Source organism: Bradyrhizobium sp. SZCCHNS2022 (genome assembly GCF_032377575.1).
In the GTDB taxonomy this organism is placed as follows: Bacteria; Pseudomonadota; Alphaproteobacteria; order Rhizobiales; family Xanthobacteraceae; genus Bradyrhizobium; species Bradyrhizobium aeschynomenes.
Genome location: NZ_JAUHHZ010000001.1, coordinates 6,304,375 through 6,326,102, shown reverse-complemented (window position 1 = coordinate 6,326,102; position 21,728 = coordinate 6,304,375). Strand labels below are relative to the sequence as shown.

At 66.8% G+C, this 21,728-nt stretch carries 18 protein-coding genes; 11 read left to right on the top strand and 7 right to left on the bottom strand.

Annotated elements, in window-relative coordinates; genetic code table 11:
* On the bottom strand, positions 1-642 hold the full coding sequence (locus QXZ94_RS28315) for a J domain-containing protein (protein ID WP_315723963.1): 642 nt from the start codon (positions 640-642) through the stop codon (positions 1-3).
* Between the two features lie 110 nt (positions 643-752).
* Between QXZ94_RS28315 and QXZ94_RS28310 the strand changes: the two genes are divergently transcribed.
* The gene (locus tag QXZ94_RS28310; protein ID WP_041751115.1) at positions 753-1,022 is read left to right on the top strand and encodes a BolA family protein; all 270 of its coding nucleotides are present in this window, start codon (positions 753-755) and stop codon (positions 1,020-1,022) included.
* 12 nt (positions 1,023-1,034) lie between these two features.
* Here the strand turns inward: QXZ94_RS28310 and QXZ94_RS28305 are convergent, their stop codons facing one another.
* The 3 genes from QXZ94_RS28305 to QXZ94_RS28295 all read right to left on the bottom strand — a co-directional run bounded on the left by QXZ94_RS28305 (position 1,035) and on the right by QXZ94_RS28295 (position 4,223).
* Positions 1,035-2,339: an HlyC/CorC family transporter gene (locus QXZ94_RS28305; protein WP_172114491.1), complete on the bottom strand. Its 1,305-nt coding sequence runs from the start codon at positions 2,337-2,339 to the stop codon at positions 1,035-1,037.
* A 73-nt stretch (positions 2,340-2,412) separates the two neighbouring features.
* Positions 2,413-3,561: a 3-dehydroquinate synthase gene (gene aroB / locus QXZ94_RS28300; RefSeq protein ID WP_315723958.1), complete on the bottom strand. Its 1,149-nt coding sequence runs from the start codon at positions 3,559-3,561 to the stop codon at positions 2,413-2,415.
* Positions 3,558-4,223, bottom strand: coding sequence for a shikimate kinase (locus QXZ94_RS28295; protein ID WP_315723956.1), 666 nt, complete (start codon positions 4,221-4,223; stop codon positions 3,558-3,560). Before QXZ94_RS28295 ends, aroB begins: the two co-directional genes overlap by 4 nt.
* A gap of 329 nt (positions 4,224-4,552) precedes the next feature.
* Between QXZ94_RS28295 and QXZ94_RS28290 the strand changes: the two genes are divergently transcribed.
* The 7 genes from QXZ94_RS28290 to QXZ94_RS28260 all read left to right on the top strand — a co-directional run bounded on the left by QXZ94_RS28290 (position 4,553) and on the right by QXZ94_RS28260 (position 12,362).
* Complete coding sequence (locus tag QXZ94_RS28290; RefSeq protein ID WP_172114488.1) at positions 4,553-4,699, top strand: histidine kinase; 147 nt, start codon at positions 4,553-4,555, stop codon at positions 4,697-4,699.
* Between the two features lie 171 nt (positions 4,700-4,870).
* The gene (xerD, locus tag QXZ94_RS28285) at positions 4,871-5,827 is read left to right on the top strand and encodes a site-specific tyrosine recombinase XerD (RefSeq protein WP_315723954.1); all 957 of its coding nucleotides are present in this window, start codon (positions 4,871-4,873) and stop codon (positions 5,825-5,827) included.
* 231 nt (positions 5,828-6,058) lie between these two features.
* Positions 6,059-7,021, top strand: a complete 963-nt coding sequence (locus QXZ94_RS28280; RefSeq protein ID WP_315723952.1) for an acetyl-CoA carboxylase carboxyltransferase subunit alpha — start codon at positions 6,059-6,061, stop codon at positions 7,019-7,021.
* A gap of 294 nt (positions 7,022-7,315) precedes the next feature.
* On the top strand, positions 7,316-8,785 hold the full coding sequence (locus tag QXZ94_RS28275) for a L,D-transpeptidase family protein (protein ID WP_315723950.1): 1,470 nt from the start codon (positions 7,316-7,318) through the stop codon (positions 8,783-8,785).
* A 1,000-nt stretch (positions 8,786-9,785) separates the two neighbouring features.
* A complete protein-coding gene (locus QXZ94_RS28270) occupies positions 9,786-10,250 on the top strand; it encodes an Rrf2 family transcriptional regulator (RefSeq protein WP_315723948.1) in 465 nt (154 codons plus the stop codon).
* A complete protein-coding gene (locus QXZ94_RS28265) occupies positions 10,240-10,965 on the top strand; it encodes a class I SAM-dependent methyltransferase (protein WP_315723946.1) in 726 nt (241 codons plus the stop codon). The genes QXZ94_RS28270 and QXZ94_RS28265 overlap by 11 nt, the downstream gene beginning before the upstream one ends.
* A gap of 83 nt (positions 10,966-11,048) precedes the next feature.
* Entirely contained in the window at positions 11,049-12,362 is a 1,314-nt protein-coding gene (locus QXZ94_RS28260; protein ID WP_315723944.1) for a hypothetical protein, read from the top strand.
* 62 nt (positions 12,363-12,424) lie between these two features.
* Here QXZ94_RS28260 and QXZ94_RS28255 read toward each other — a convergent pair whose 3' ends face one another.
* The gene (locus tag QXZ94_RS28255) at positions 12,425-13,312 is read right to left on the bottom strand and encodes a hypothetical protein (RefSeq protein WP_315723942.1); all 888 of its coding nucleotides are present in this window, start codon (positions 13,310-13,312) and stop codon (positions 12,425-12,427) included.
* Positions 13,313-13,895: 583 nt separating this feature from the next.
* On the opposite strand from QXZ94_RS28255, the gene QXZ94_RS28250 reads away from it, so the two are divergent.
* Positions 13,896-15,968 carry a putative bifunctional diguanylate cyclase/phosphodiesterase gene (locus QXZ94_RS28250; RefSeq protein WP_315726574.1) on the top strand — a complete coding sequence of 691 codons (2,073 nt, stop codon included), beginning with the start codon at positions 13,896-13,898 and terminating at the stop codon, positions 15,966-15,968.
* A gap of 221 nt (positions 15,969-16,189) precedes the next feature.
* On the opposite strand, the gene QXZ94_RS28245 is transcribed toward QXZ94_RS28250, so the two are convergent.
* Positions 16,190-17,371 carry a substrate-binding domain-containing protein gene (locus tag QXZ94_RS28245; protein ID WP_315723940.1) on the bottom strand — a complete coding sequence of 394 codons (1,182 nt, stop codon included), beginning with the start codon at positions 17,369-17,371 and terminating at the stop codon, positions 16,190-16,192.
* 189 nt (positions 17,372-17,560) lie between these two features.
* Between QXZ94_RS28245 and QXZ94_RS28240 the strand changes: the two genes are divergently transcribed.
* Positions 17,561-18,004 (top strand): MarR family transcriptional regulator, encoded by a 444-nt coding sequence (locus QXZ94_RS28240; RefSeq protein WP_315723938.1) that lies wholly within the window; start codon positions 17,561-17,563, stop codon positions 18,002-18,004.
* A 360-nt stretch (positions 18,005-18,364) separates the two neighbouring features.
* Positions 18,365-20,284: an acyl-CoA synthetase gene (locus QXZ94_RS28235; protein WP_315723936.1), complete on the top strand. Its 1,920-nt coding sequence runs from the start codon at positions 18,365-18,367 to the stop codon at positions 20,282-20,284.
* Between the two features lie 245 nt (positions 20,285-20,529).
* Here QXZ94_RS28235 and QXZ94_RS28230 read toward each other — a convergent pair whose 3' ends face one another.
* Positions 20,530-21,558, bottom strand: coding sequence for a glycerophosphodiester phosphodiesterase (locus QXZ94_RS28230; protein WP_409998772.1), 1,029 nt, complete (start codon positions 21,556-21,558; stop codon positions 20,530-20,532).
* Positions 21,559-21,728 lie beyond the last annotated feature (170 nt).

Sequence of the window (21,728 nt, the reverse complement as noted above, 5' to 3'; positions counted from 1 at the left end):
TCAGCCCTTCACGACCGTCTTCAGATAGTTATAGGCCTTGATGATCTCGATCAGGCGGTCCTCGGTGGAGCGGTCGCCGCCATTGGCGTCGGGGTGATGCTGCTTCACCAGCGCCTTGTACTTGGCCTTGACGTCGTCCAGCGTGGCGTCCGCACCGAGACCCATTACTTGAAGCGCCTTGCGCTCGGCATTGAAGACCTTGCGCGTCTCCGCCTTCGGTGCGGACTGCGGGCCGGGGCGCCAGCCGGCGCGGCCGTTGATCTCCGCGAACACGCTGAACGGATCCGACGCATCGCCGAGATCGCTCTCGGCATTGCCCGTGCCACGCTTGCCCGCGGTATTGGCGCCCATCTTCCAGGTCGGGCGATGTCCGGTCAGCGCATCCTTCTGATAGCGCGCGACCGCATCGGCATTCATGCCGGAAAAGAAATTATAGGATTGGTTGTACTCGCGCACATGGTCGAGACAGAAGTGCCAATACTCGCGCTGGTTCTCGCGCCCCTTGGGCGCGCGGTGCGAGCCGCGGTTCGTGCAGTCCGGCCACTGGCATGGCTGAGCCTCCTCGCGCACCGGCTGCCGCGAAGCCGCCTTTTTGGGCTTGATGCGGATGGAGTCGAAGAATTTGTTTGAATCGATCGGCATGGCGGACTTTGACTACGCTCCGCGAAAAGCTTCAAGTCTTGACATTACGAATACCTCAGGCGGGGCCGGCCGATTGACGAAAAATAATTTGATGCGTATTTGCAAAGACCATGCGGACCCAGGATGCTATCATTGAAAAGTTGCGCGAAGCTTTCTCGCCGGAAAGCCTCGACGTGCAGGACGAATCACATCTGCATGCTGGCCACATGGGACACCGCCCCAGCGGCGAGACCCATTTCCGCGTGTATATTGTGTCGCAGGCCTTCGCCGGCAAGAGCCGCGTCGATCGCCACCGCCTGATCAACGCCGCATTGGCGGCGGAACTTGCAGGATCAGTGCACGCGCTGGCGCTGCATGCGAAGGCGCCGGGCGAAGCCTGATCTGATCCCGGATTAGAACGCCGTGCCCGCACGGCGCGGCCGCGTCTCCTCGGTTTCGCCGCGCGGCACCGGCACGATGCGCAGCGCGGTGATGCGATTGCGCTCCCGGCGCAGCACGCGAAAGCGGAAGCCGTGGAACGTGAAGCTCTGGCCACGCTCCGGGATCGAACGGGCCTCGTGGATCACGAGGCCGGCGACGGTCGTTGCCTCCTCATCGGGCAACGTCCAGTCCATCGCGCGATTGAGATCGCGGATCGGCACCGAGCCGTCGACGACGACCGATCCGTCCGGCTGCACGCGCACGCCAGCGACTTGCACGTCCTGCTCATCGGAGATGTCGCCGACGATCTCCTCGAGAATATCCTCCAGCGTGACGATGCCTTCGACCTCGCCATACTCGTCGACCACCAATGCAAAGTGCGTCTTGCGGCGGCGGAACGCCTTGAGCTGCTCCGACACCGAGCGCATCTCCGGAACGAACCACGGCGGCAGCGCCAGCGAGGCGACATCGATGTGCGACACATCGCCCTCGGCGGCGCGGATCGCACGCAGCAGATCCTTCGCATGCAGCACGCCGATGATGTTCTCCGGCGTGCCGCGCCACAGCGGAATGCGTGTGTACTCGGTGGCGAGCACCTCGCGCACCAGCTCCTCCTGCGGCAGATCCGCGTTCACCATCACCATCTCGGTGCGGTGAACCATCACGTCTGATACCTGCAATTCGCGCAGGTCGAGCAGGCCGCCGAGCATGTCGCGGTCCTGCTTCTCGACCTTGCCTTCATGATGCAAGAGATCGACGGCGCCGCGCAGGCGTTCGGTCGGCGACAGGATCGGCTGATTGGCGCCGACCTTGAAGCCGATCAGCCGCATCAGAACACGCACGATCGCCTCGATGACGGCAAGCACCGGACCAAGCACGATGACCGTGCCGCGCATCGGCCGCGCCACCGCCAGCGACACGCGATCCGGCGCGTTGATGGCAATCGTCTTCGGCAGCACCTCGGCGAAGATCACGACCAGCGCGGTCATCACGCCGGTCGCGTAGAGCACGCCGACCTCGCCGAACCAGGCGGTGAAGATCCCGGTCGCCAGGGCCGAAGCGCCGATATTGGCGATGTTGTTGCCGAGCAGGAGCGCGCCGATCAGGCGCTCGCGCATGTCGAACAGGCTCGACACCACGTCGGCATCGCGATTGCCCTGCTTCGACAGCCGCAGCATCGAGGCGCGGGAGGCGCCGGTCAGCGCGGTCTCGCTGAGCGCAAAGAAGGCTGAGGCAGCCAGGAGGAGGATGACGATGGTGAGGGTGAACCAGTCCATGACGCCGATGTCGCTCTCGAGGGAGGCCGCCGATGATGCGCCTGCGCTGCTCAACGCGGCGTAAAGCCTGGGATCAACTGCGGCTCTGCAATTTGGCCTGCAGAAAGTCGCGCACCCGCACGGGATCGACGTCCTTGGCGATGACCGCGCTGCCGATCGCCTCCATCAGAATGAAGGTGAGCTTGCCGCGCTTGACCTTCTTGTCCTGCGCCATCAAGGCCAAAAGCCGGTCGGCGTCGCCGATCCCCTCCTGGGCGAAGCCGGCGATATCCTGCAGATGGGTCGGCAGGCCGACCGCGGCAAGGTGACGCTCGATCCTCGTGACGTCGTCGGGCGGCAGCATGCCGAGCTCCGCCGAGAACTGCGCCGCCAAGACCATGCCGACCGACACGCCCTCGCCATGGAACAAGCGGTCGGAGAAGCCGGTGATCGCCTCCAGCGCATGGCCGAAGGTATGGCCGAGATTGAGCAGCGCGCGGTCGCCGGTCTCGCGCTCGTCGCGGGCGACGACCGCCGCCTTGGCGCGGCAGGAGGTTGCGACCGCATGCTCGCGCGCCGCGCCGCCCTTCACGATGTCGGCATGGTTGGCCTCCAGCCAGGCGAAGAAGCTGGCGTCGCCGAGCAGGCCATATTTGGCGACCTCGGCATAGCCGGCCCGGAACTGGCGCGGCGACAGCGTGTCGAGCACGGCGGTATCCGCAATTACCAGCACCGGCTGGTGGAAGGCGCCGAGCAGGTTCTTGCCCTGCGGCGAGTTGATCCCCGTCTTGCCGCCGACGGAGGAATCCACCTGCGCCAGCAGCGAGGTCGGCACCTGCACGAAATCGACGCCGCGCCGCAGGATGGCGGCCGCGAAGCCGGCGAGGTCGCCGACCACGCCGCCGCCGAGCGCGATGACGAGGTCATTGCGCTCGATCTTGGCAGCGATCAGCGCCTCGCTGACCTTTTCAAGGCCGGCATAGGTCTTGGAGCCCTCGCCCTCCTCGACCACGATGGGTGACGACGGGATGCCCGCCTCCGCCAGGATCGCCTCGGTCGGCTTCAGCCAGTGCGCGGCAACGGTGCGATCCGTGACGATGGCCGTGCGTACGCCCGGCCGCAACGAAGCGATGCGCTGGCCGAGCGAGGCCAGCACGCCGCGGCCGATGACGATGTCATAGGCGCGCTCGCCGAGTGCGACGTCGACGATGATCGGATCGGAGTGTTTGAGAGGTGCCGTCATCGGAGCGCGCCCATCGCCTGCGGAGGATCGGGTTGAACTGGGTCGGATTGGGGTCTGGCTGGCCCCGCCTCGGTCTCCGGTGGCGAGAAGAACGCCTGTAGCGCCTCCATGCAGTCCTCGACGACGCGATCATGCGGCACATCGCGCGAGCAGATCGTCAGGTCGGCAAGCTGATAGACCGGCTCGCGCTCGACGAGCAGGCGCGCGACCGTGCCTTCGGGATCGGCTGTCTGCAGCAGCGGCCGGTCCGCCCGCCGGCGGACGCGCCGCATGATCACGTCGGCATCGGCCTTCAGCCACACCGAGACGGCCTTCTCCTGGATGCGGCGCCGCGTCTCCTCGCGCATGAAGGCGCCACCGCCGGTCGCCAGCACACCGGGCCCGTTTTCGAGCAGGCGGGCGATCACCCGCGCCTCGCCATTGCGGAAATAGTCCTCGCCGCGCGATTCGAAGATCTCCGGTATGGTCATGCCGGCGGCGGTCTCGATTTCAGTGTCCGCATCCACGAAGGGCAATCGCAATCGCGCGGCGAGCCGCCGTCCCACGGTCGACTTGCCAACCCCCATCATGCCGACCAGCACGATCAGCCGCTTGCCGAGGCCCGCGAGAATCGCGGCCTCCGGAGCGGCTTGGCCAGGTGCTGGTTGGGTCGTGTCGGTCATCTCTCCGCTTCTAACCCAGCCCCTGCTGCTTTCAAAGGCATCCTGTTCCGCTGGAGCCCACCGCCGGACGTCGTTCCGGGGCGCGCGAAGCGCGAGCCCGGAACCCATACCCACAGGAAGCTGTGTGAGGCAGGCTGGGACTGGGCATCTCGGTCCACGACATCGTCCTGTGGGTATGGATTCCGGGCTCGCCGCGCTGCGCGCGCCGCCCCGGAATGACGGAGCAAAACAACTGGCGATCGGACGACCGGCCCGCCCCGCCGGGCTTGCCAGCCGGGTGCGAACATGTTGGATGAAACCGTTCCATTCCGGTGGCCCGCGCGAGCCTGATGCCCAGCCTGTTCCGCTTCCTGACCGTGATCGCCGTGATCGTCGCCGTGGTCTATGGCGCGATCTACGCGCTGGCGAACTTCGTCACTCCGAAGCCACGCGAGATGACGGTGTCGATCCCGCCGGACAAGTTCCAGAAGAAGTGAGCGAGGAGGCTGCGGCCAACCGAAAAGCCACAGGGCATTGATTAAGATTTTTACGCTTCTCTGAGGCGGCCCGGCGCCGCGATATCGGCCAGATTTGCAGTCACCGCTCGACGTGCCGGCGCGACTAACTCGTAGTGATTCGATCGCCCCGGACGCAGCGGATTTCACGACATGAAGGTCAAGGCCTCGGATGCCAGGCTGATGAGCCTGTTCCTCGACATGATGGCCGCGGAACAGGGCGCCGGCCAGAACACGCTGGACGCCTACCGCCGCGACCTCACCGATCTCTCCGAGTTTCTCATCCGCAAGGCCAACAGCTTCGCTGCGGCCGACACCCAGGCGCTGCGCGACTATCTCGCCGATCTCGACACCAGGGGCTTCAAATCCTCCAGCGTGGCGCGGCGGCTGTCGGCGATGCGGCATTTGTTTCGCTTCCTGCTGAGCGAGCGCATCCGCAGCGACGATCCCGCCGCCATCCTGTCCGGCCCGAAGCGGGGCCGCTCCTTGCCCAAGGTGCTGTCGATCGGCGACGTCGACCGCATGCTGACCCGCGCCAAGGAGCTGTCCGAGGCCGCCGACGCATCGCCGTCGCAGCGGCTGCGGGCTCTGCGGCTGTATTGCCTGCTCGAAGTGCTCTACGCGACCGGCCTGCGCGTCTCGGAGCTGGTGGCGCTGCCGCGCACGGCGGCGCGCAACGACGCCCGCATGATTGTCGTCCGCGGCAAGGGCAACAAGGAGCGGCTGGTGCCGCTCAACCAGGCCTCGCGCCAGGCAATGGCGGACTATCTGGCGATGCTGGACAAGCAGAAGCCGGAGAAGAAGGCCAGCGCCGCGTTCGGCAAATGGCTGTTTCCCTCGTTCGGCGAGAGCGGTCATCTGACCCGGCAGCACTTCGCCCGCGATCTCAAGGAGCTCGCGGTGGCGAGCGGCCTGCCGGCCCGGCTGGTGTCGCCGCACGTGCTGCGCCACGCCTTCGCCAGCCACCTGCTGCACAACGGCGCCGACCTGCGCATCGTCCAGACCCTGCTCGGCCACACCGACATCTCGACCACCCAGATCTACACCCATGTGGTCGAGGAGCGGCTCAAGAGCCTGGTGCGCGACCTGCACCCGCTCGCCGAGACCTGACTCCGCCTCACACCTTCGCGAAACCAAATCCGATACCAAATCCTTGGGCGTGACGCGCCGCCCGCTTGACTTCGGGCCCGTCTGCCCCGAAAGAGCGCCATCCTGCCCGTTCTCCCGGCACGACGCCTGGAAGCGGCGCACCGATCGACCCTTAAGCTCCTGAAGTCCTTCACCTTCAGGTCCGAAGGCCGAACCGATTTCGTTTCCCAGCGCTCTTCCTTCAGCTCTTCCATGCCGGATCCCATGCGCAGCTACCTCGATTTCGAAAAGCCCGTTGCCGAGCTCGATTCCAAGGTCGACGAACTCCGGGCGATGGCCGCCTCCGGCACCGACATCGGCGAGGAGGTCGGCCGGATCGAGGAGAAGGCCGGTCAGGCGCTGGCCGACCTCTATGCCAATCTGACGCCGTGGCAGAAGACGATGGTCGCGCGCCACCCGCAGCGGCCGCACTTCACCGATTTCGTGGGCGGGCTGATCACCGAGTTCACGCCGCTCGCCGGCGACCGCAAGTTCGGCGAGGACGCCGCCCTGCTCGGCGGCTTCGGCCGCTTCCGCGGCGAGCCGATCTGCGTGATGGGCCAGGAAAAGGGCGCCACCACCGAGTCCCGCCTCAAGCACAATTTCGGCATGGCCCGTCCCGAAGGCTACCGCAAGGCGGTCCGGCTGATGGAGATGGCCGAGCGCTTCGGCATCCCCGTGCTGTCGCTGGTCGATTCGGCCGGCGCCTATCCCGGCATCGGCGCCGAGGAGCGCGGTCAGGCCGAGGCCATCGCGCGCTCCACCGATGCCTGCCTGGCGCTGGGCGTGCCGAACGTCGCCATCATCACCGGCGAGGGCATGTCGGGCGGCGCCATCGCGCTGACCACCGCCAACAAGGTCCTGATGCTGGAGCACGCGATCTACAGCGTGATCTCGCCGGAAGCCGCCTCCTCGATCCTCTGGCGCGACGGCACCAAGGCCCAGGAAGCCGCCAACAGCATGAAGATCACGGCGCAGGACATGCTCCGCTTCGGCGTGGTCGACACCATCCTCAAGGAGCCCGTCGGCGGCGCTCACCGCGATCCCGCCGCGATGATCGCGGCGACCGGCGAGGCCATCGCCCAGGCCTTCGAGGAGCTGAAGGGGCTCGATGCCGACGCCATCCGCAAGCAGCGGCGGCAGAAGTTCATCGAGATCGGCCGCAAGCTGGGCTGAACGGGCCTGCGCACGGCCTTGGCCGCTCGCGGTTTTGTGAGTCTTTCCAGCCGTTTGGCCGTATTTCGGCCCCGCCAAGGGGGTCTGCTGTTTAGGACTTGTTGACCAAACGGGCCAGGGGCTCGCGACACCGCCGGACCGCGGGTTGCGGCGCTCGGGGCCAAAGGCTACAATTTTAATCAATGGTTTGACGGCATGGCGCGCAGTCGGCCCGGGACCCGTCCAGCTTCCCGGCCGATCTGGTAAGACGAGAGTGGGGTGTCGCGACATGCTGGGTTTGCGGGGAGCTTTGCCTTGATCAACCGCGCTTTCGTCCGGGTTCTGATGACCTCGGCGGCGTTGGCCGCCGGCGCGCTGCTGACCGGTTGCAACAGCGATCAGGTCGCGCTCGCCACCAGCGCCAAAGCCAATCAGCCGGTGCCGCCCAAGCTCGTCGCCACGATCAATGAGAAGGACATGGACACGCAGTCGCCGATCCTGGTGCGCGTGTTCAAGCAGGAGGCCGAGCTCGAGGTCTGGAAGCAGGACCGCTCCGGCAAGTTCGCGCTCCTCAAGACCTATCCGATCTGCCGCTGGTCGGGCGATCTCGGACCGAAGGTGCGCGAGGGCGACCGTCAGGCGCCGGAGGGCTTCTACTCGATCAATCCGAGCCAGATGAATCCGCAATCGGCGTATTATCTGTCGTTCAACACCGGCTATCCCAACGCGTTCGACAAGGCGCTCGGCCGCACCGGATCGCAGCTGATGGTGCACGGCGACTGCTCGTCGCGCGGCTGCTTCGCGATGACCGACGAGCAGATCGCCGAGATCTATGCGCTCGGCCGCGAGTCGTTCTTCGGCGGCCAGCGCGCCTTCCAGTTCCAGGCGTATCCGTTCCGGATGACGCCGGTGAACATGGCGCGACACCGCAACAATCCGAACATGCCGTTCTGGCGCATGATCAAGGAAGGCTATGACGCCTTCGAGGTCACCCGGCAGGAGCCGAAGGTCGACTTCTGCGAGAAGAAGTACGTCTTCAACGCCCAGAAGCCGCCGGGCGCGACCCGCGATCTGGTGTTCGACGCCGCCGCCAAGTGCCCGGCCTATGTGGTGCCCGACGAGATCACGACGGCCGTGCGCGAGAAGCAGCAGGCGGACGAGGCCGAATACGCCAAGCTCGTCGCCAAGGGGACGCCGGTCGCCAAGCTGAACACCGGCATCGACGGCGGCATGAATCCCGTGTTCGCCAACCGCGTGCCGGGCGCCTCCACCGGCCTGTCCGATTCCGGCGAAGCGCCGGGCCTGTCGCTCGCCAACTTCTCGCCCGCGCCGGGCACGATCCCGGGTCACGTCAATCCGCCGCGCGCACCGGGCGCCGATGAGGTCGCCGCGATCCCGGCCAGCGCCGCCCCGGCGCCGGTCGCAGCGCCCGCCACCCGCGTCGCGGCCGTGGCCGCCCCGGAGAAGCCGAGCTTCATGTCGAGCCTCGCCCGCAAGGTCGGGATCGGCGGCGCCAACGAGACCACGGCGACGACGAAGCCGACCGAGAGCAAGACCGCGGAGGCCAAGCCCGCGCCGAAGCCGGTCGCCGTCGCCAAGCCGGCCGAGACCAAGCCGGCCGAGACAAAGCAGGCCGCCGCGCGGCCGCCGTTCAAGCCCGCCGCAGCCAGCGCGCCGGCGGCGACCGCCTCCGCGCCAGTGCAGACCCAGACCGCGCTGGTCTCCGGCGCCGTTCCGGTGCTGCAGTCGAACTCGTTCGACAGCCGGTTCGCCGGGTTCAAGTAGGCCGGCAATCGCGGGACCTGCGGGCGGCGCGCTGCCTCGCAGGGCTGATGTTTGACGACAATGACGCCGCATGCTCGCTGCCACCCTCCCCTGGAGGGGCAGGGCTATCGCATATGGCGATCGATGTTTTGCGCCCATCTCCCTCCGCGTCGTCATGGCCGGGCTTGTCCCGGGCATGACGATGTGGAGACGGTTTCGCGACACACTCAGATTGACCATATGCGATAGCCCTGCCCTGGAGGGGGGAGGGTGAGCAGCGCATCGGCGGCGCTGGCGTGGACAACGGTCTCAGACTGCATTCTCGGACATGCGTTTCTGTCCTCGCGGCGCCCCATGGCGTCCGAGTGATGCATCGATCTCACCCTCTTCCAAACCGAGGGTGCAGGGAAGGCCGGGCCTCGACTGAGGCCCGTGGCCCGCCTGCGAAAAAAATGCAGGCGGCAGGTACCACAGGTCCAGCCGGAACGACCCGGCCCTCCCTGCGCGATGGTTTGAACGGCTGCTTCGCGATCTCCCTGGGGACCGGGCTTTCTTGCCCCCATCACCGGCGAGATGCACGAGGCATCATCGGCCGGCTTGACCTCAGCATCGGGAGGCCAGGACCACGCGACTTGACCGTACGGGCCGATGTTGTTCGTCCGCGCGACTGCTCACGCTGCAAACCGGCCCGCCCACCACATCCCGCACTCCACGCTTCGTGACGACCGCGCAGCGCCCCTCGTCGATGAGGCGGGACAACGCGAGAAGATCATAAACTTCCGAAAACGCGAAGCTGAATATTTTCGCTGACGGGACTGGACAGCCCAAATCAGCTTGAACGCGCAGCCGAAATCATTTTCTGCGCGCAGACATTTTTCGGCGGGATCGATGCGGGGCTGCGCCTGCCGAACGCGAGAGGACGCACCGAGTCGCCCGACGGGTCGCGGACCGAGCGTCGCAGCCGCGACGCCCCGCGGCCGGACGGTTGACGGCAGGCACATCATGTAATACCGAAAGTTACATGAGACCCAACAGCCAGCTGTCCGGCATCCTTCACGTCCTGCTCCACATGGCGGAGCAGGACGGCCCGGTGACCTCCGAGGCCCTCGCCCTGATGATGCAGACCAATCCGGTCGTGATCCGCAGAACCATGGCCGGACTCCGGGACAGCGGCTATGTGCGCTCCGACAAGGGCCATGGCGGCGGATGGACACTCGCCTGCGATCTGGCCACCGTCAGCCTGCGCGACATCTACGATTCCCTCGGACGGCCATCGCTGTTCGCGATCGGCAATCGAACCGAGCATCCGGACTGCCTCGTCGAACAGGCCGTCAACGCGGCGCTCGACACCTCCATCCAGGCTGCGGAGGCGCTGCTGCTGGCCCGTCTCGGCGCCATCACGCTCGCGGCCCTGAGCGCTGATTTCCACGCCCGCCTCGAACGCCGAAAGCGGCCTCGCAAAGGAGACGTTTGTCATGACGGCTGACATCACCGACGGCGCCCGGCAATTCATCCGCGCGTTTTCCGATCCCGAATTCGTCGCACGCTACACCGACGGACCACGGCGCTTCGTGCCCGGGCTCGATGGGCTGCATCGGATGACGGCCATCCTGCTTGCTGAACGGGCGCCCGAACATGCGAAGGTGCTCGTGCTGGGCGCGGGTGGCGGGCTCGAGCTCAGTGCGTTGGCCGATGCCCACCCGTCCTGGACATTCGTCGGCGTCGATCCGTCGCCGCAGATGCTGCAACTCGCCGAACGCACGCTTGGCGCGCGGATGAGCCGGGTCGACTTGATCGAAGGCACCATCGACGATGCGCCGGCCGGCCCGTTTGACGCGGCGACCTGCCTGCTGACGCTCCACTTTCTTCCGGCGCCGGAGCGTTTGCGGACGGTGCGCGCCGTGCACGACCGGCTCCGCCCCGGCGCGTCGTTCGTGGTTGCCCATGGCTGCCTGCCCAGGGAGCCGATCGAGAGGGCGCTTTGGCTCGATCGCTATGCGGCCTATGCCGTTGCCTCCGGCGTCGCCGCCGAGCAGGCCATCTCGATGCGCGCGACCATCGAGGCCAGCACCAACATGCTCAGCCCCGACGAGGATGGCGCGGTCCTGCGCGACGGCGGCTTCCGCGACAGCCGCCCGTTCTTTTCTGCGCTGACCTGGCATGGCTGGGTCGGTCACGCCGGGAGCGAGACCCTTGCGTGATGCCGCGCACGGAGGACGCGGCCAGCATCTGCGACAACGGCGCCGTCACCCGAGGCGAGGTGGCGCAACCGAGGAGCAGGACCATGGGATTTTGGGATGATGTGACCGACGCCGTCAGTTCGGTCGTGGACGACGTGAAGGATGTGGCGAGCGATGTGGCGGGTGCCGTGGGCGGTGCGGCCTCGGCCGTGGTCGACACGGTGGAGCATGTGGCCGGCGATGCGGTGCATGCGGTGGGCAGCGTCGTGCACGGGCTCGGCGAGCTCGGCGGCGAGGCGATTCACACCGTGGGAGGTGTGCTCGGCGCAGTCGGGCATGGCGTGGAAGCGGTCGGTGGCGGCCTGCTTCACACCGTCGAAGACGTCGCGTCGACCGTGGTGCATGTCGGCGGCGACATCGTTCACACCGGCGTCAACGTCGTCAGCGACGTCGCGTCCGGCCTCGGCCATCTCGTGCATGGCGACCTCAACGGCGTGATCAACGACGTGCAGCATATCGGCGGCCACATCGTCGATGGCGGGCTGGCGGTTGTCGGCGACGTGGCGCATGGCGCGATCGATGTTGCCGGCGACGTCGTGCACACCGCGGTCGGCGTCGGCGAAGCCGGCGTGGAGGCGGCAGGAGCGATCGGTCAGGGCGCACTCGACATGGCCGGCACCATCGTCGGCACGGCTGCCGACGTCGGCGAGCAGGCGCTCGACGCGGCAGGTGCGGTCGTCAAGGGTGGCTTCGAGGCCGGCGTGGCGGTGGCGGATGGCGCCATCGGCGTCGCCACCGACGCAGCCTCGGCAGCGGGCCACATCATCGGCGGTCCGATCGGCGAAGCGATTTCGGGCATCGCGCATGGCGCCGATGCGGTCGGCACGGCAGTGGTGGACGGCGTCGGCCACTTCGTCGGCGAGGGCGTCAATGGACTGGCCGAGACCGCGGGCGACCTGGCCCATTCCGTCGGCCATCAGCTCGAAGCGATCGGCCACGACCTCGGCGCGCTGGTCAACGATCTCAGCCATGGCGATCTCGGCGCCGCGATCGGCGACATCTTCAAGCTGGCGCAGGACGGCCTGCGCAGCGACGGCAGCATCGTGATCGGCGCGGGGGATGGCGGCAGCCATGGCGGGTTCTGGGACTCGATCGCCTCGGCGATCCAGCAGTCGAGCGACAGCCACAGCGGCGAAGGCTCCGGGCTCGGACTCGCCGGACCGCTGCATGGCGAAGGTTCGTCGCACGGTCCGATCATCGTCGACAATTTCGGCGACCACGGCCACAGCGGCAACACCGGCATCGTTCCGCCGAACTTCGACATCGGTCACGCCGGTGGCGGACACGACGCCCCGCATGTCGACTACAGCCACGTCGTCCAGATGGACGATTCGCATCACTTCGCGATGCATGGCTGAGGCCGCCGGCACGACGACCCGCGGTGCGGATCACCGCGGGTCGTTCGTCGCGGTTCTCAAGCTCAGCGCAGCGCCGCCGGCTGGACGATGGCGGACGGCGCCGCGGCCTGGGCGCGAACCTGCGGCGTGGGACCATTCATCGCCGACAGCGCGCACAGCGCCAGGGAGCCCCAGACCGCGGCGCTGAAATACAGCGACATCCAGGCGATCTCTTCCTTCCAGTGCTCGAATTCGTGGGTGACCGTCCACTGCGTCGCGGAATCGCGCAATCCGACCAGCGGATGCAGCAGCGGCTTGCCGGCGGCGCGCTCGATGCGCCAGCGCTTCACATACATCGGCACGTCGATCACGACGAGGAAGGCGAGATAGCAGGCGATGCCGATCAGGCCTGCGATCAAGAGCCCGCGCACCAGTCCGTCGAACTCCGGCAGCAGACGGCCGAGGCCGATGCCGACGAACAGGAAGGCCACCGCCCACAGCGAATTCTCGATCGCGTTGTAGAGGAAGTTCTTGGTGACGACGGCGTACCAGGAGCAGATCTCGGCGACGACGATGATCGGCACGATCAGGCGCGCCATGTTGACGGCGGTCTCCGCATCCGCGATGGCGCCGAGCTGCGCCAGGATGATCGCCCACTGCGCCGCAAAGGCGATCTCGGCGATGGTCGCGACGGTGCGGCCGACGAACACGCTCGACAGCCAGCTGTCGACCAGGCAGATGCGCTGCACGTCGGCGCGCGGCAGCACCGAGCGGAAGGCGCAGCCGAACACATAGGCCGCCGACAGCGCCAGCATCTGGCCGGTCTCCGGCGACTGGCTGACGGCGACGCTGCCGCCATGCAGCTGGCGATACAGGATGAACCAGAACACGATGTTGGCGAGGCTGACGAGGGTCAGCATCGCCCACCACAGGGCGACGGGGTTCGACAGGGCTCGCGACTGCGCACGCATCCGGCACTCCAATTTTCATGTGACTGACATCGGATCGTATTAATTCCGTCATGGAGCGGCAACCCGTTCCGGCCCGGGGGTTTCACAAAAGCGCGTGTGGCGCGGGCGGCTGCGGCCGAGGGGGGCGGGGCAACGGAGCAACCCAACGGAGCGTGCCGGGCGCTCACGGGCCGCATGGTCCCGGCGAGGCGAAGCCTCGTCCGGAGACGCGCCGCGCGCTGGCGTCGTTCGCGACAACGAGATCACCGCCATCGGCTGCTACGGGGCACCTCGCCGCCGGTCGTCACCGACAAGGCCGTTGCCGCGCGATGTGGCCAGCGAACAGGCGGCCGGTTCCAGCTCGGCACAGAGTGACACGCGTCGTTGGTCTTTTCGTCACGATGTCCCCGGTTCCTTCTGGGAACCAGAAGACCATCGCGCCGCCCTTAATCATCGGCTTGCAGACCTCAGGCATGACTTGGATGCGTGATTTGGCGCGGGCAGATGTGCTGCCTCGCGTTGACGCTTTGCTAACCGCGAATCCCGTGCGCCAAAACGCGGCGCGCCTTGGTTCGTAGCTGGCCTGCGTGAGGGTTCATTGCCGATGTTGACGATCCTGTCCTGCCTGCCTGCCAACCATGATCTGCGCTATGTCACCGCCGCGCTGCTGGTCTGTGTGCTCGGCTCCATCCTGTCGATGCGCCTGCTCGCGCGCGTTCGCCGCAACGCCGGCCTGCGCCGGCTTCATCTGCTGTTTCTGGCCGGGCTGGTCGCCGGCGGCACGGTGTGGACGACGCATTTCGCCGCCATCCTCGGCTATGACGCGCCCGGCAACCGCTCGTTCGAAGCGGGCCTCACCTTTGCTTCGCTCGGCCTCGCCGTCGCGTTTTCCTGGCTCGGCTTCTTCATCACCACCCGCACGCAGCGTGGCCCGCTGATCGAGATCGGCGGCGCGGTGTTCGGCTTCGGCATCGCCGCGATGCATTACACCGGCATGGGCGCACTCAATCTCCAGGGCATCAGGACGTGGCACGCGCCGGCGATCTGGCTCTCGATCGTGCTGGCAATGGGCTTCGGCGCCGTCGCCGCCAACCGGATCGCGCGCCCGGTCACGCGCTTCTGCAAATATGGCAGCTCGCTGGCGATGGTGCTGGCGATCCTCAGCCTGCATTTCACCGGCATGGCGGCCCTTACCTTGGCGCCGATGGCCGGAGCCGATGCGCCCGCGCAGGCGCTGTCCGACGGCGTGATGCTGATCAGCATCGTCACCGGCATCGGCCTGATCATGGCGATGGCGGCCTCGGCCTACATGATCGACATGCAGGCGGCGCAGGAGGCGGTCGAAGGTTATCGGCAGCTGGCGCTGCAGGACCCGCTCACCGGCCTGCCCAACCGCAACGGCCTCGGACAGCGGCTGACGCCGCTGCTGGCGGAAGGCGACGAGACCGCGCATCTGGTGGTGCTCGCGATCGACCTCGACCGGTTCAAGGACATCAACGACGCGCATGGCCATGCCGCCGGCGACGCCGTGCTCACCACGATCGCCCGGCGCATCGCGGCGACGTTGCAGCCCGGCGAATTCCTGGCGCGGATCGGCGGCGACGAGTTCGTCGCGGTCAAGAGCGAGATCTTCGCGCGCACAGAAGCGGCGAAATTCGCCGAACGCATCCGCACGCTGGTGCTGACGCCGGTCGAATGGGAGGAGCGCAGCCTCTCGGTCGGCTGCAGCATCGGCATCGCGCTCTATCCCGAGCACGGCCTGACCGCCGACGAGCTGCTCACCCGCGCCGATCTTGCGATGTATCGCGCCAAGAGCCTCGGCCAGGGGAAGATCTGCACCTACGAGCCGTCGATGGACGAGGCCAGCCGGCGCCGTGCCGAGCTCGCGATCGACCTGAAGCGCGCGCTTATCCGCGACGAGTTCGAGCTGCATTACCAGGTGCAGAACGACACGCAGAGCGGCGGGATCATCGGCTTCGAGGCGCTGCTGCGCTGGAATCATCCGGTGAAGGGCCGCGTGCCGCCGAACGATTTCATCCCGATGGCCGAGCAAACCGGACTGATCGTCGACATCGGCGACTGGGTGCTGCGCACCGCCTGCGCCACCGCGGCGAGCTGGAGCCAGCCGTTCAAGGTCGCCGTCAACGTCGCGCCCATGCAGCTCAACCACGACCTGCCGAAGCGTGTCGCCGAAGTGCTGCGCGAGACGGGCTTGGCGCCGGAACGGCTGGAGATCGAGCTGACGGAGACCGGCATCATCGCCGACCGTCAGCACACGCTGCAGGTGATGCAGGCGCTGAAGGCAATCGGCGTCACCGTGGCGATGGACGATTTCGGCACCGGCTATTCGTCGCTGTCGACCCTGCAGGTGTTTCCGTTCGACAAGATCAAGGTCGACAAGAGCTTCATCCAGTCGGTCGAGACCAGCGTGCATGCGGCGGCGATCGTCAAGGCGACGCTGCTCTTGGGCCGCAGCCTGAACATTCCCGTGCTGGCCGAAGGCGTCGAGACCGAGCAGCACCTCGCCTTCCTGCGCGAGGAAGGCTGCACCAGCGTGCAGGGATTTCTGTTCGGCAAGCCGATGCCGCAGGAGGCGATCAGCAAGATGATCCGGGAGGTGGAGGTCGCGCCGTCCCTCATCGCGGAAGCGCCGGCCAAGAGCGCCGCAGCTGCGTGAGCAGGTGCCACCCTCCCCTGGAGGGCAGGGCTATCACATGTGAAGATGCGGAGCTTCCCTGACGAGCGATCCTGCCGATCAGTTACTCCGTCATGCCCGGGCTTGTCCCGGGTATCCACGTCGTTCTCAGCTTGCCGGCCGACGTGGATGGCCGGGACAAGCCCGGCCATGACGACGTGGAGAGAGAGGAACGTCTCGCGAGCCGCCTGCGCGGGCGGCGCTCAGAACGTACGGATGATCCTGAAATCCAGGCCGTCGGCAGCGGCGAGGTGCATGGCCATGGCGGCGCGGCCGTGACGGAGGGTGACATCGCCGCGGGGGCCGGAGTAGACGATGTTGCGGCCGGCTTCGGCGAGCGGGTGCAGGGACAATGAGCCGGCGCGCTCCGCGGCGGCTTTCAGGAAGCGCAGACCTTCGTAGTTGGACTGGCCGACGGAGCCGACCGGCGGCGCCTCCGCGCCGAACATCGCAGTGTAACCGCCCATGAAGTCGTCATTGGCCTTGGAGCCGATGCAATTGAAATAGCCGGAGGCGGAGTAGAGATTCTCGGTGTTGTCGGCGCCGATGCCGAGCAGGACCGTTTCGTCGACGGCGCCGGCGAGACGCAAGGTGGTCGCGGCGAGGCCGGATTCGCCGAACGCCCGGTTGAAGGTGATGCTGTCGGTGCCGATCAGCGAGATCAGCACGACGTCGGGCCTGGCGGCACGGATGCGCGCCAGATGCGCCTCGTGGTCGTCCTCACCGACGGGAACGAATTCCTCGCCGACGACCTGGCCGCCGGCTTCGGTGATGTAGGTCTTGGTGGAGCGGTGCGACTGCCACGGCCAGACATAATCGCTGCCGATCAGGTACCAGCGCTTGGCGCCCTTGTTCTCCGCCAGCCAATGGATCGCCGGCCGCGTCTGGCTGTGCGGCGTCTCGCCGATCGCCATCACGCCGGACGTGCGCTCGCCGCCTTCGTAGACCGGCGTGTAGACATAAGGAATGCGACCGCGTGTCAGCCGGCGCAGCGCCAGCCTCACCGCGCTGATATGCGAGCCCATCACGATGTCGATGCCGTCGAACTCGAGCGCGTCACGGGCGCGCGTGACGACGTCCTCGACCGGGCCGCCGGAATCGTAGAACGACAATTCGATCTCGCGTCCGAGGATGCCGCCGCGCCGGTTGAGCTCGGACACGGCCAGCAGCGCGCTGTTGGTCGCGGCGGGACCCCAGATGCCGGGCGAGCCGGAGAAGGTGATGAAATTGCCGATGCGCAATTTGCTGCGGGAGCCGCGGCGCGTGATGCTGTCGGGATCGAACGGGGCCAGCGACGGCAGTCCGCTCCGTTGGGGCGGGCTCCTGAACAGCAGGGATGGCGGCAGGCTGACGCGCCCGGCCGTGACGGATCCTGTCGAGAGCACACCCACTCCTTGGCCCGCAACCATGGTTGGCCCGACACTGTGGGCCGGCGGTCATACGCCGTCAAAATCAGCACGCGTTCGACAAATATCCTATTCGAAAATGTTGAATGTTCAAGAATTGGGATGCATATAGATCGGGCAGCAACTGCCGGACATTCATTCAAATCGGGACCGCAAGCGAAATTCACCGTGGCCAAACCGCCCCATCCCAACACCCCCCTCACCGAACATCTCGCCTATCTGCTCGCGCAGGCCAACCGGGAGATCAACCGGCAGTTGGAATCGCGCCTGAGCACGGAGGGCGTGCCCGTCGAGCAATGGCGCATCCTCAAGGTGCTGTCGGACGGCGAGGGGCATTCGATGGGCGACCTCGCCGAAGCCGTGCTGCTGAACCACCCGACCTTGACCAAGATGATCGACCGCATGGTGTCGGACTCGCTGGTCTACCGCCGCCAGGATGCGAATGACCGCCGCAAGGTGCTGATGTTCATCAGCGACCGCGGCAAGGCGCTGTGCAAGCGGCTGAACTCGCTGGCCGCCAGCCAGGAGGCGCACATCCTGGAGAACTACGGCGACAAGGCCACGGGTGAGCTGAAGCGGCTGCTGGAGAATTTGATCGACGCGGCGAGCTGAGCCGACGCTGCGCTGCTCTATTTTCCGTCATTGCGAGCCAATGGGTTCGCGCGAAGCCGCGGCCCGATGACAGGCTCCGCGAAGCAATCCAGAGTCCGCCCACCACCCTGGATTGCTTCGCTGCGCTCGCAATGACGCGGAGGCCGGAGTAATCTTCGCGCCGCATCATGAGGACTTGACCGCGCCTCGCCCCCTCGACTGCGGCAAATGTGTCGGGCCGTCCGGCAACGCCGGGATAGACGCAAGACGAATCCTCCCTCATCTTGTCATCTGACGATCGCGACGAACGGGCCACAGAGCCCGCGCGCGATCACCGGCCTCGCATGGCCGGACGAGGACACGACACAGGGAGGACAGGCCATGGGCATTCCTATGGGCATTCATCTGCTCGATCGCGCCATCGGCAGCGACTATCCGACATTCGCCAGCACGGCTGACATCCGCGCCTTCGAGCAGACGCCTTACGGCGACCGCATCGCCGCTGAGAGCACGTATGAGGCGCTGAAGTGCGGAGCGACGGCGAATCCGGACGCGCCGGCGATCCAGTTTCTGCAGAATGCCGATCCGGCCGATACGCCGGTCGTGATCACCTATCGCGACTTGATCGCGAAGGTGACGCAGGCGGCCAACATGTTTCACGCGCTCGGCGTCGGCCCCGACGATGTCGTCAGCTTCATGCTGCCGCTGGTGCCGGAAGCGTTCATCACGCTGTTCGGCGCGGAGGCCGCGGGGATCGCCAATCCCGTCAATCCGCTGCTCGAGCCGCACCAGATCGCCGAGATTCTCGACGCTGCCAAGACCAAGGTGCTGGTGGCGCTCGGCCCCCTGCCCGGCACCGACATCTGGCAGAAGGTCGAGAAGGTCCGCGGCGGCCTGAAACACCTCAAGGCGATCGTGCAGGTCTATGGCGGTGGCGGCGATCCGGCCAACGGCATCCACGCCTTCAACGACCTGATCAAGCCGCAGCCGGACGATCATCTCGTCAGCGGCCGGCAGATCAAGGCCAGCGACACCGCAGCCTATTTCCACACCGGCGGCACCACCGGCACGCCCAAGCTGGTGCGTCACAGCCACGGCAACCAGGTCTACCAGGCCTGGGCGATCAACCTGATCCTGAAGGCCAAGCCCGGCGGCACCTTGCTGTTCGGCATGCCGCTGTTCCATGTCGGCGGCTCGCTGACGCAGGCGCTGCAGACGCTCTCCGCCGGCGGCAGCCTCGTCGTGCTCTCCGGCGCCGGCTGGCGCAATCCGAATGCGGTGCGCAACATCTGGGGTCTGGTCGAGCGCTTCAAGCCGGAGACGCTGTCGAGCGTGCCGACCGTGCTCGCGGCGACGCTGGCGGTGCCGCAGGGTAGCGCCGACGTTTCCAGCCTGCGCTATGCCGCCGGCGGCGGATCCGCGATTCCGGTCGCGGTGGGCCAGGCGATCATGGACAAGCTGAAGCTGCCGGTGATCGAGGTCTACGGCATGACCGAGACGGCGAGCGTGCACACCATGGCCTATCCGGACCAGCCGATCCGGCTCGGCTCGGTCGGCCTCCCCGTGCCCTACGCAAAAGTGCGCATCGTCAAGCTCGACGCCGACGGCCGTTATGAGCGCGACTGCGCGGCGGACGAGATCGGCGTCGTCATCATGGCCGGCCCCGGCGTGTTCTCCGGCTATCTCGACGACGGCCACAACAAGGGCGCCTTCGTCGACGGCCATTGGGTCAACTCCGGCGATCTCGGCCGGCTCGATGCCGACGGCTTCCTGTGGATCACCGGCCGCGCCAAGGACCTCGTGATCCGCGGCGGCCACAACATCGATCCGGCGCCGATCGAGGAGATCCTGTTCCAGCATCCCTCGGTCGGCTTCGCCGCGGTGGTCGGCCAGCCCGACGCCTACGCCGGCGAGCTGCCGATCGGCTACGTCCAGCTCAAGCCTGGCGCGAGCGTGCAGCCGGGTGAGCTGGAGGACTGGGTGCGTGCGCGCACGCCCGAGCGCGCCGCGGTGCCGGTGCAGATCATCCCGATCGATCCGATGCCGGTGACCGGCGTCGGCAAGGTGTTCAAGCCGCAGCTGCGCTGGGACGCCGCGACGCGGGTGTTCGCCAAGGTGCTGTCGCAACTGACCGACCGCGGCATCGATTGCAGCGTCAAGGTCGCTGCCCATGGCAGCCACGGCAGCCTCGCCACGGTGACCCTGCGCAACGTGCCGGCGGAGCAACGCGAGGCGATCGAGAACGAGGTGCACACCTTGCTGGCGCCGTTCGTGATCCGGCATGAGGTGGTGATGGGGTGAGCGGCGGACGCGTCATCCTCCGTCCAGGCTCCTGGCGTGCGGCGTCTCATGTGAAGATGGAGAGCCGTCGCAACAAACGATCAAGTCAGTTCGTTGCTCCGTCATGCCCGGGCTTGTCCCGCCTGCGCGGCCGAAGCCGCTTCGGCGCGGCGAAGGCCCGGGCATCCACGCCGTGCTCAGCGTGCCGAACGACGTGGATGGCCGGGACAGCCCGGCCATGACGACGTGGAGAGTGAGAGCGCCATTTATTTGATCGGAATGCCCGGCTCCAGCCGCTCGACATCCAATATGAGCGGCTTTGCCAATCCTTTGTCGACCGCAACACGACGCAACAGGTTCGGCCAATCGGAGATGATACCGTCGACACCGACATCCATCAGTTGCGCCATGTCCTCCGGCTTGTTGACGGTCCACACCACGACCTGCAGACCGAGCGCATGCGCCTCATCGACCAGCTCCGGCGAGACCTCGGTGTAGTACGGCGACCAGACCTTACCGCCCGCGGCCTTGATTGTGCGTGGCAGCGAGCCACCGTAATCCGCGGGATTGAAGCCGGCCGTCCAGCGCGTGGCTCCCGTCAGCGAGACCGTCGGCGTCTTGCCACCCTGCCGGGACAGATAGACGGTCGGGATGTTTGGTGCGCGCCGCTGCACCAATTGCAAGGTGCGCCAGTCGAACGACTGGATCATGACGCGGCCGGTGAAGTTCTCAGCCTCGATCAGGTCGAGCAGCAAGGCGACGAACCGATCAGGCTCCGGAGCTTCTCCGGTAAGCGCAGGATCGAGCTTGGTCTCGATATTCAAGCGCGCGTGGTCCACGCCCGAACGCCGGACGAGATCGATGACCTGCTTCAGGGTCGGAATCCGCGGCGGCGGCACGCCGCCGGTGAGCACCTGCTGAAACGGAAACTGCTTGGCATAGTCGCTAGCGGGACGGATCTGGCCGACATCGTAGGACTGCACTTCAGACAGCGGCAGATCGATCAGTAGCGGCCCGGGCGGCGCGACGTAGTTGCCGGCTGCATCCCTTGCGAGATCGGGATTGAGCCGCCGCTCATGCGAGACGACCAGCACGCCATCGCGGGTGACACCGACGTCGAGCTCGAGCGTGCCGACGCCAAGCGCCAGCGCGGCCGCAAAGGCCTGCAGCGTGTTCTCCGGATACAGCGCACGCCCGCCGCGATGCGCCTCGATATCGAAGGCGGTCACCGGGCTGCTGACGGCCGCGAGAAAAAGCGCCGCGAAGAGAGAAACAGGGATATGTCGCATGGGCATCAGCCTACCACGGCCACGCGGATTGCCCATTCCCCTTGTCTCCGCTGGCCTTCTGAACTAGGCCTTAACCATCAGACCGGCGGTCAGCGCTGGCCATGAATGGGATCAAGGGGGGAGCGATCTGCGCGCCACAGGGCCGCGCCTCTATCCCTTCTGACGCCCTCCCGACC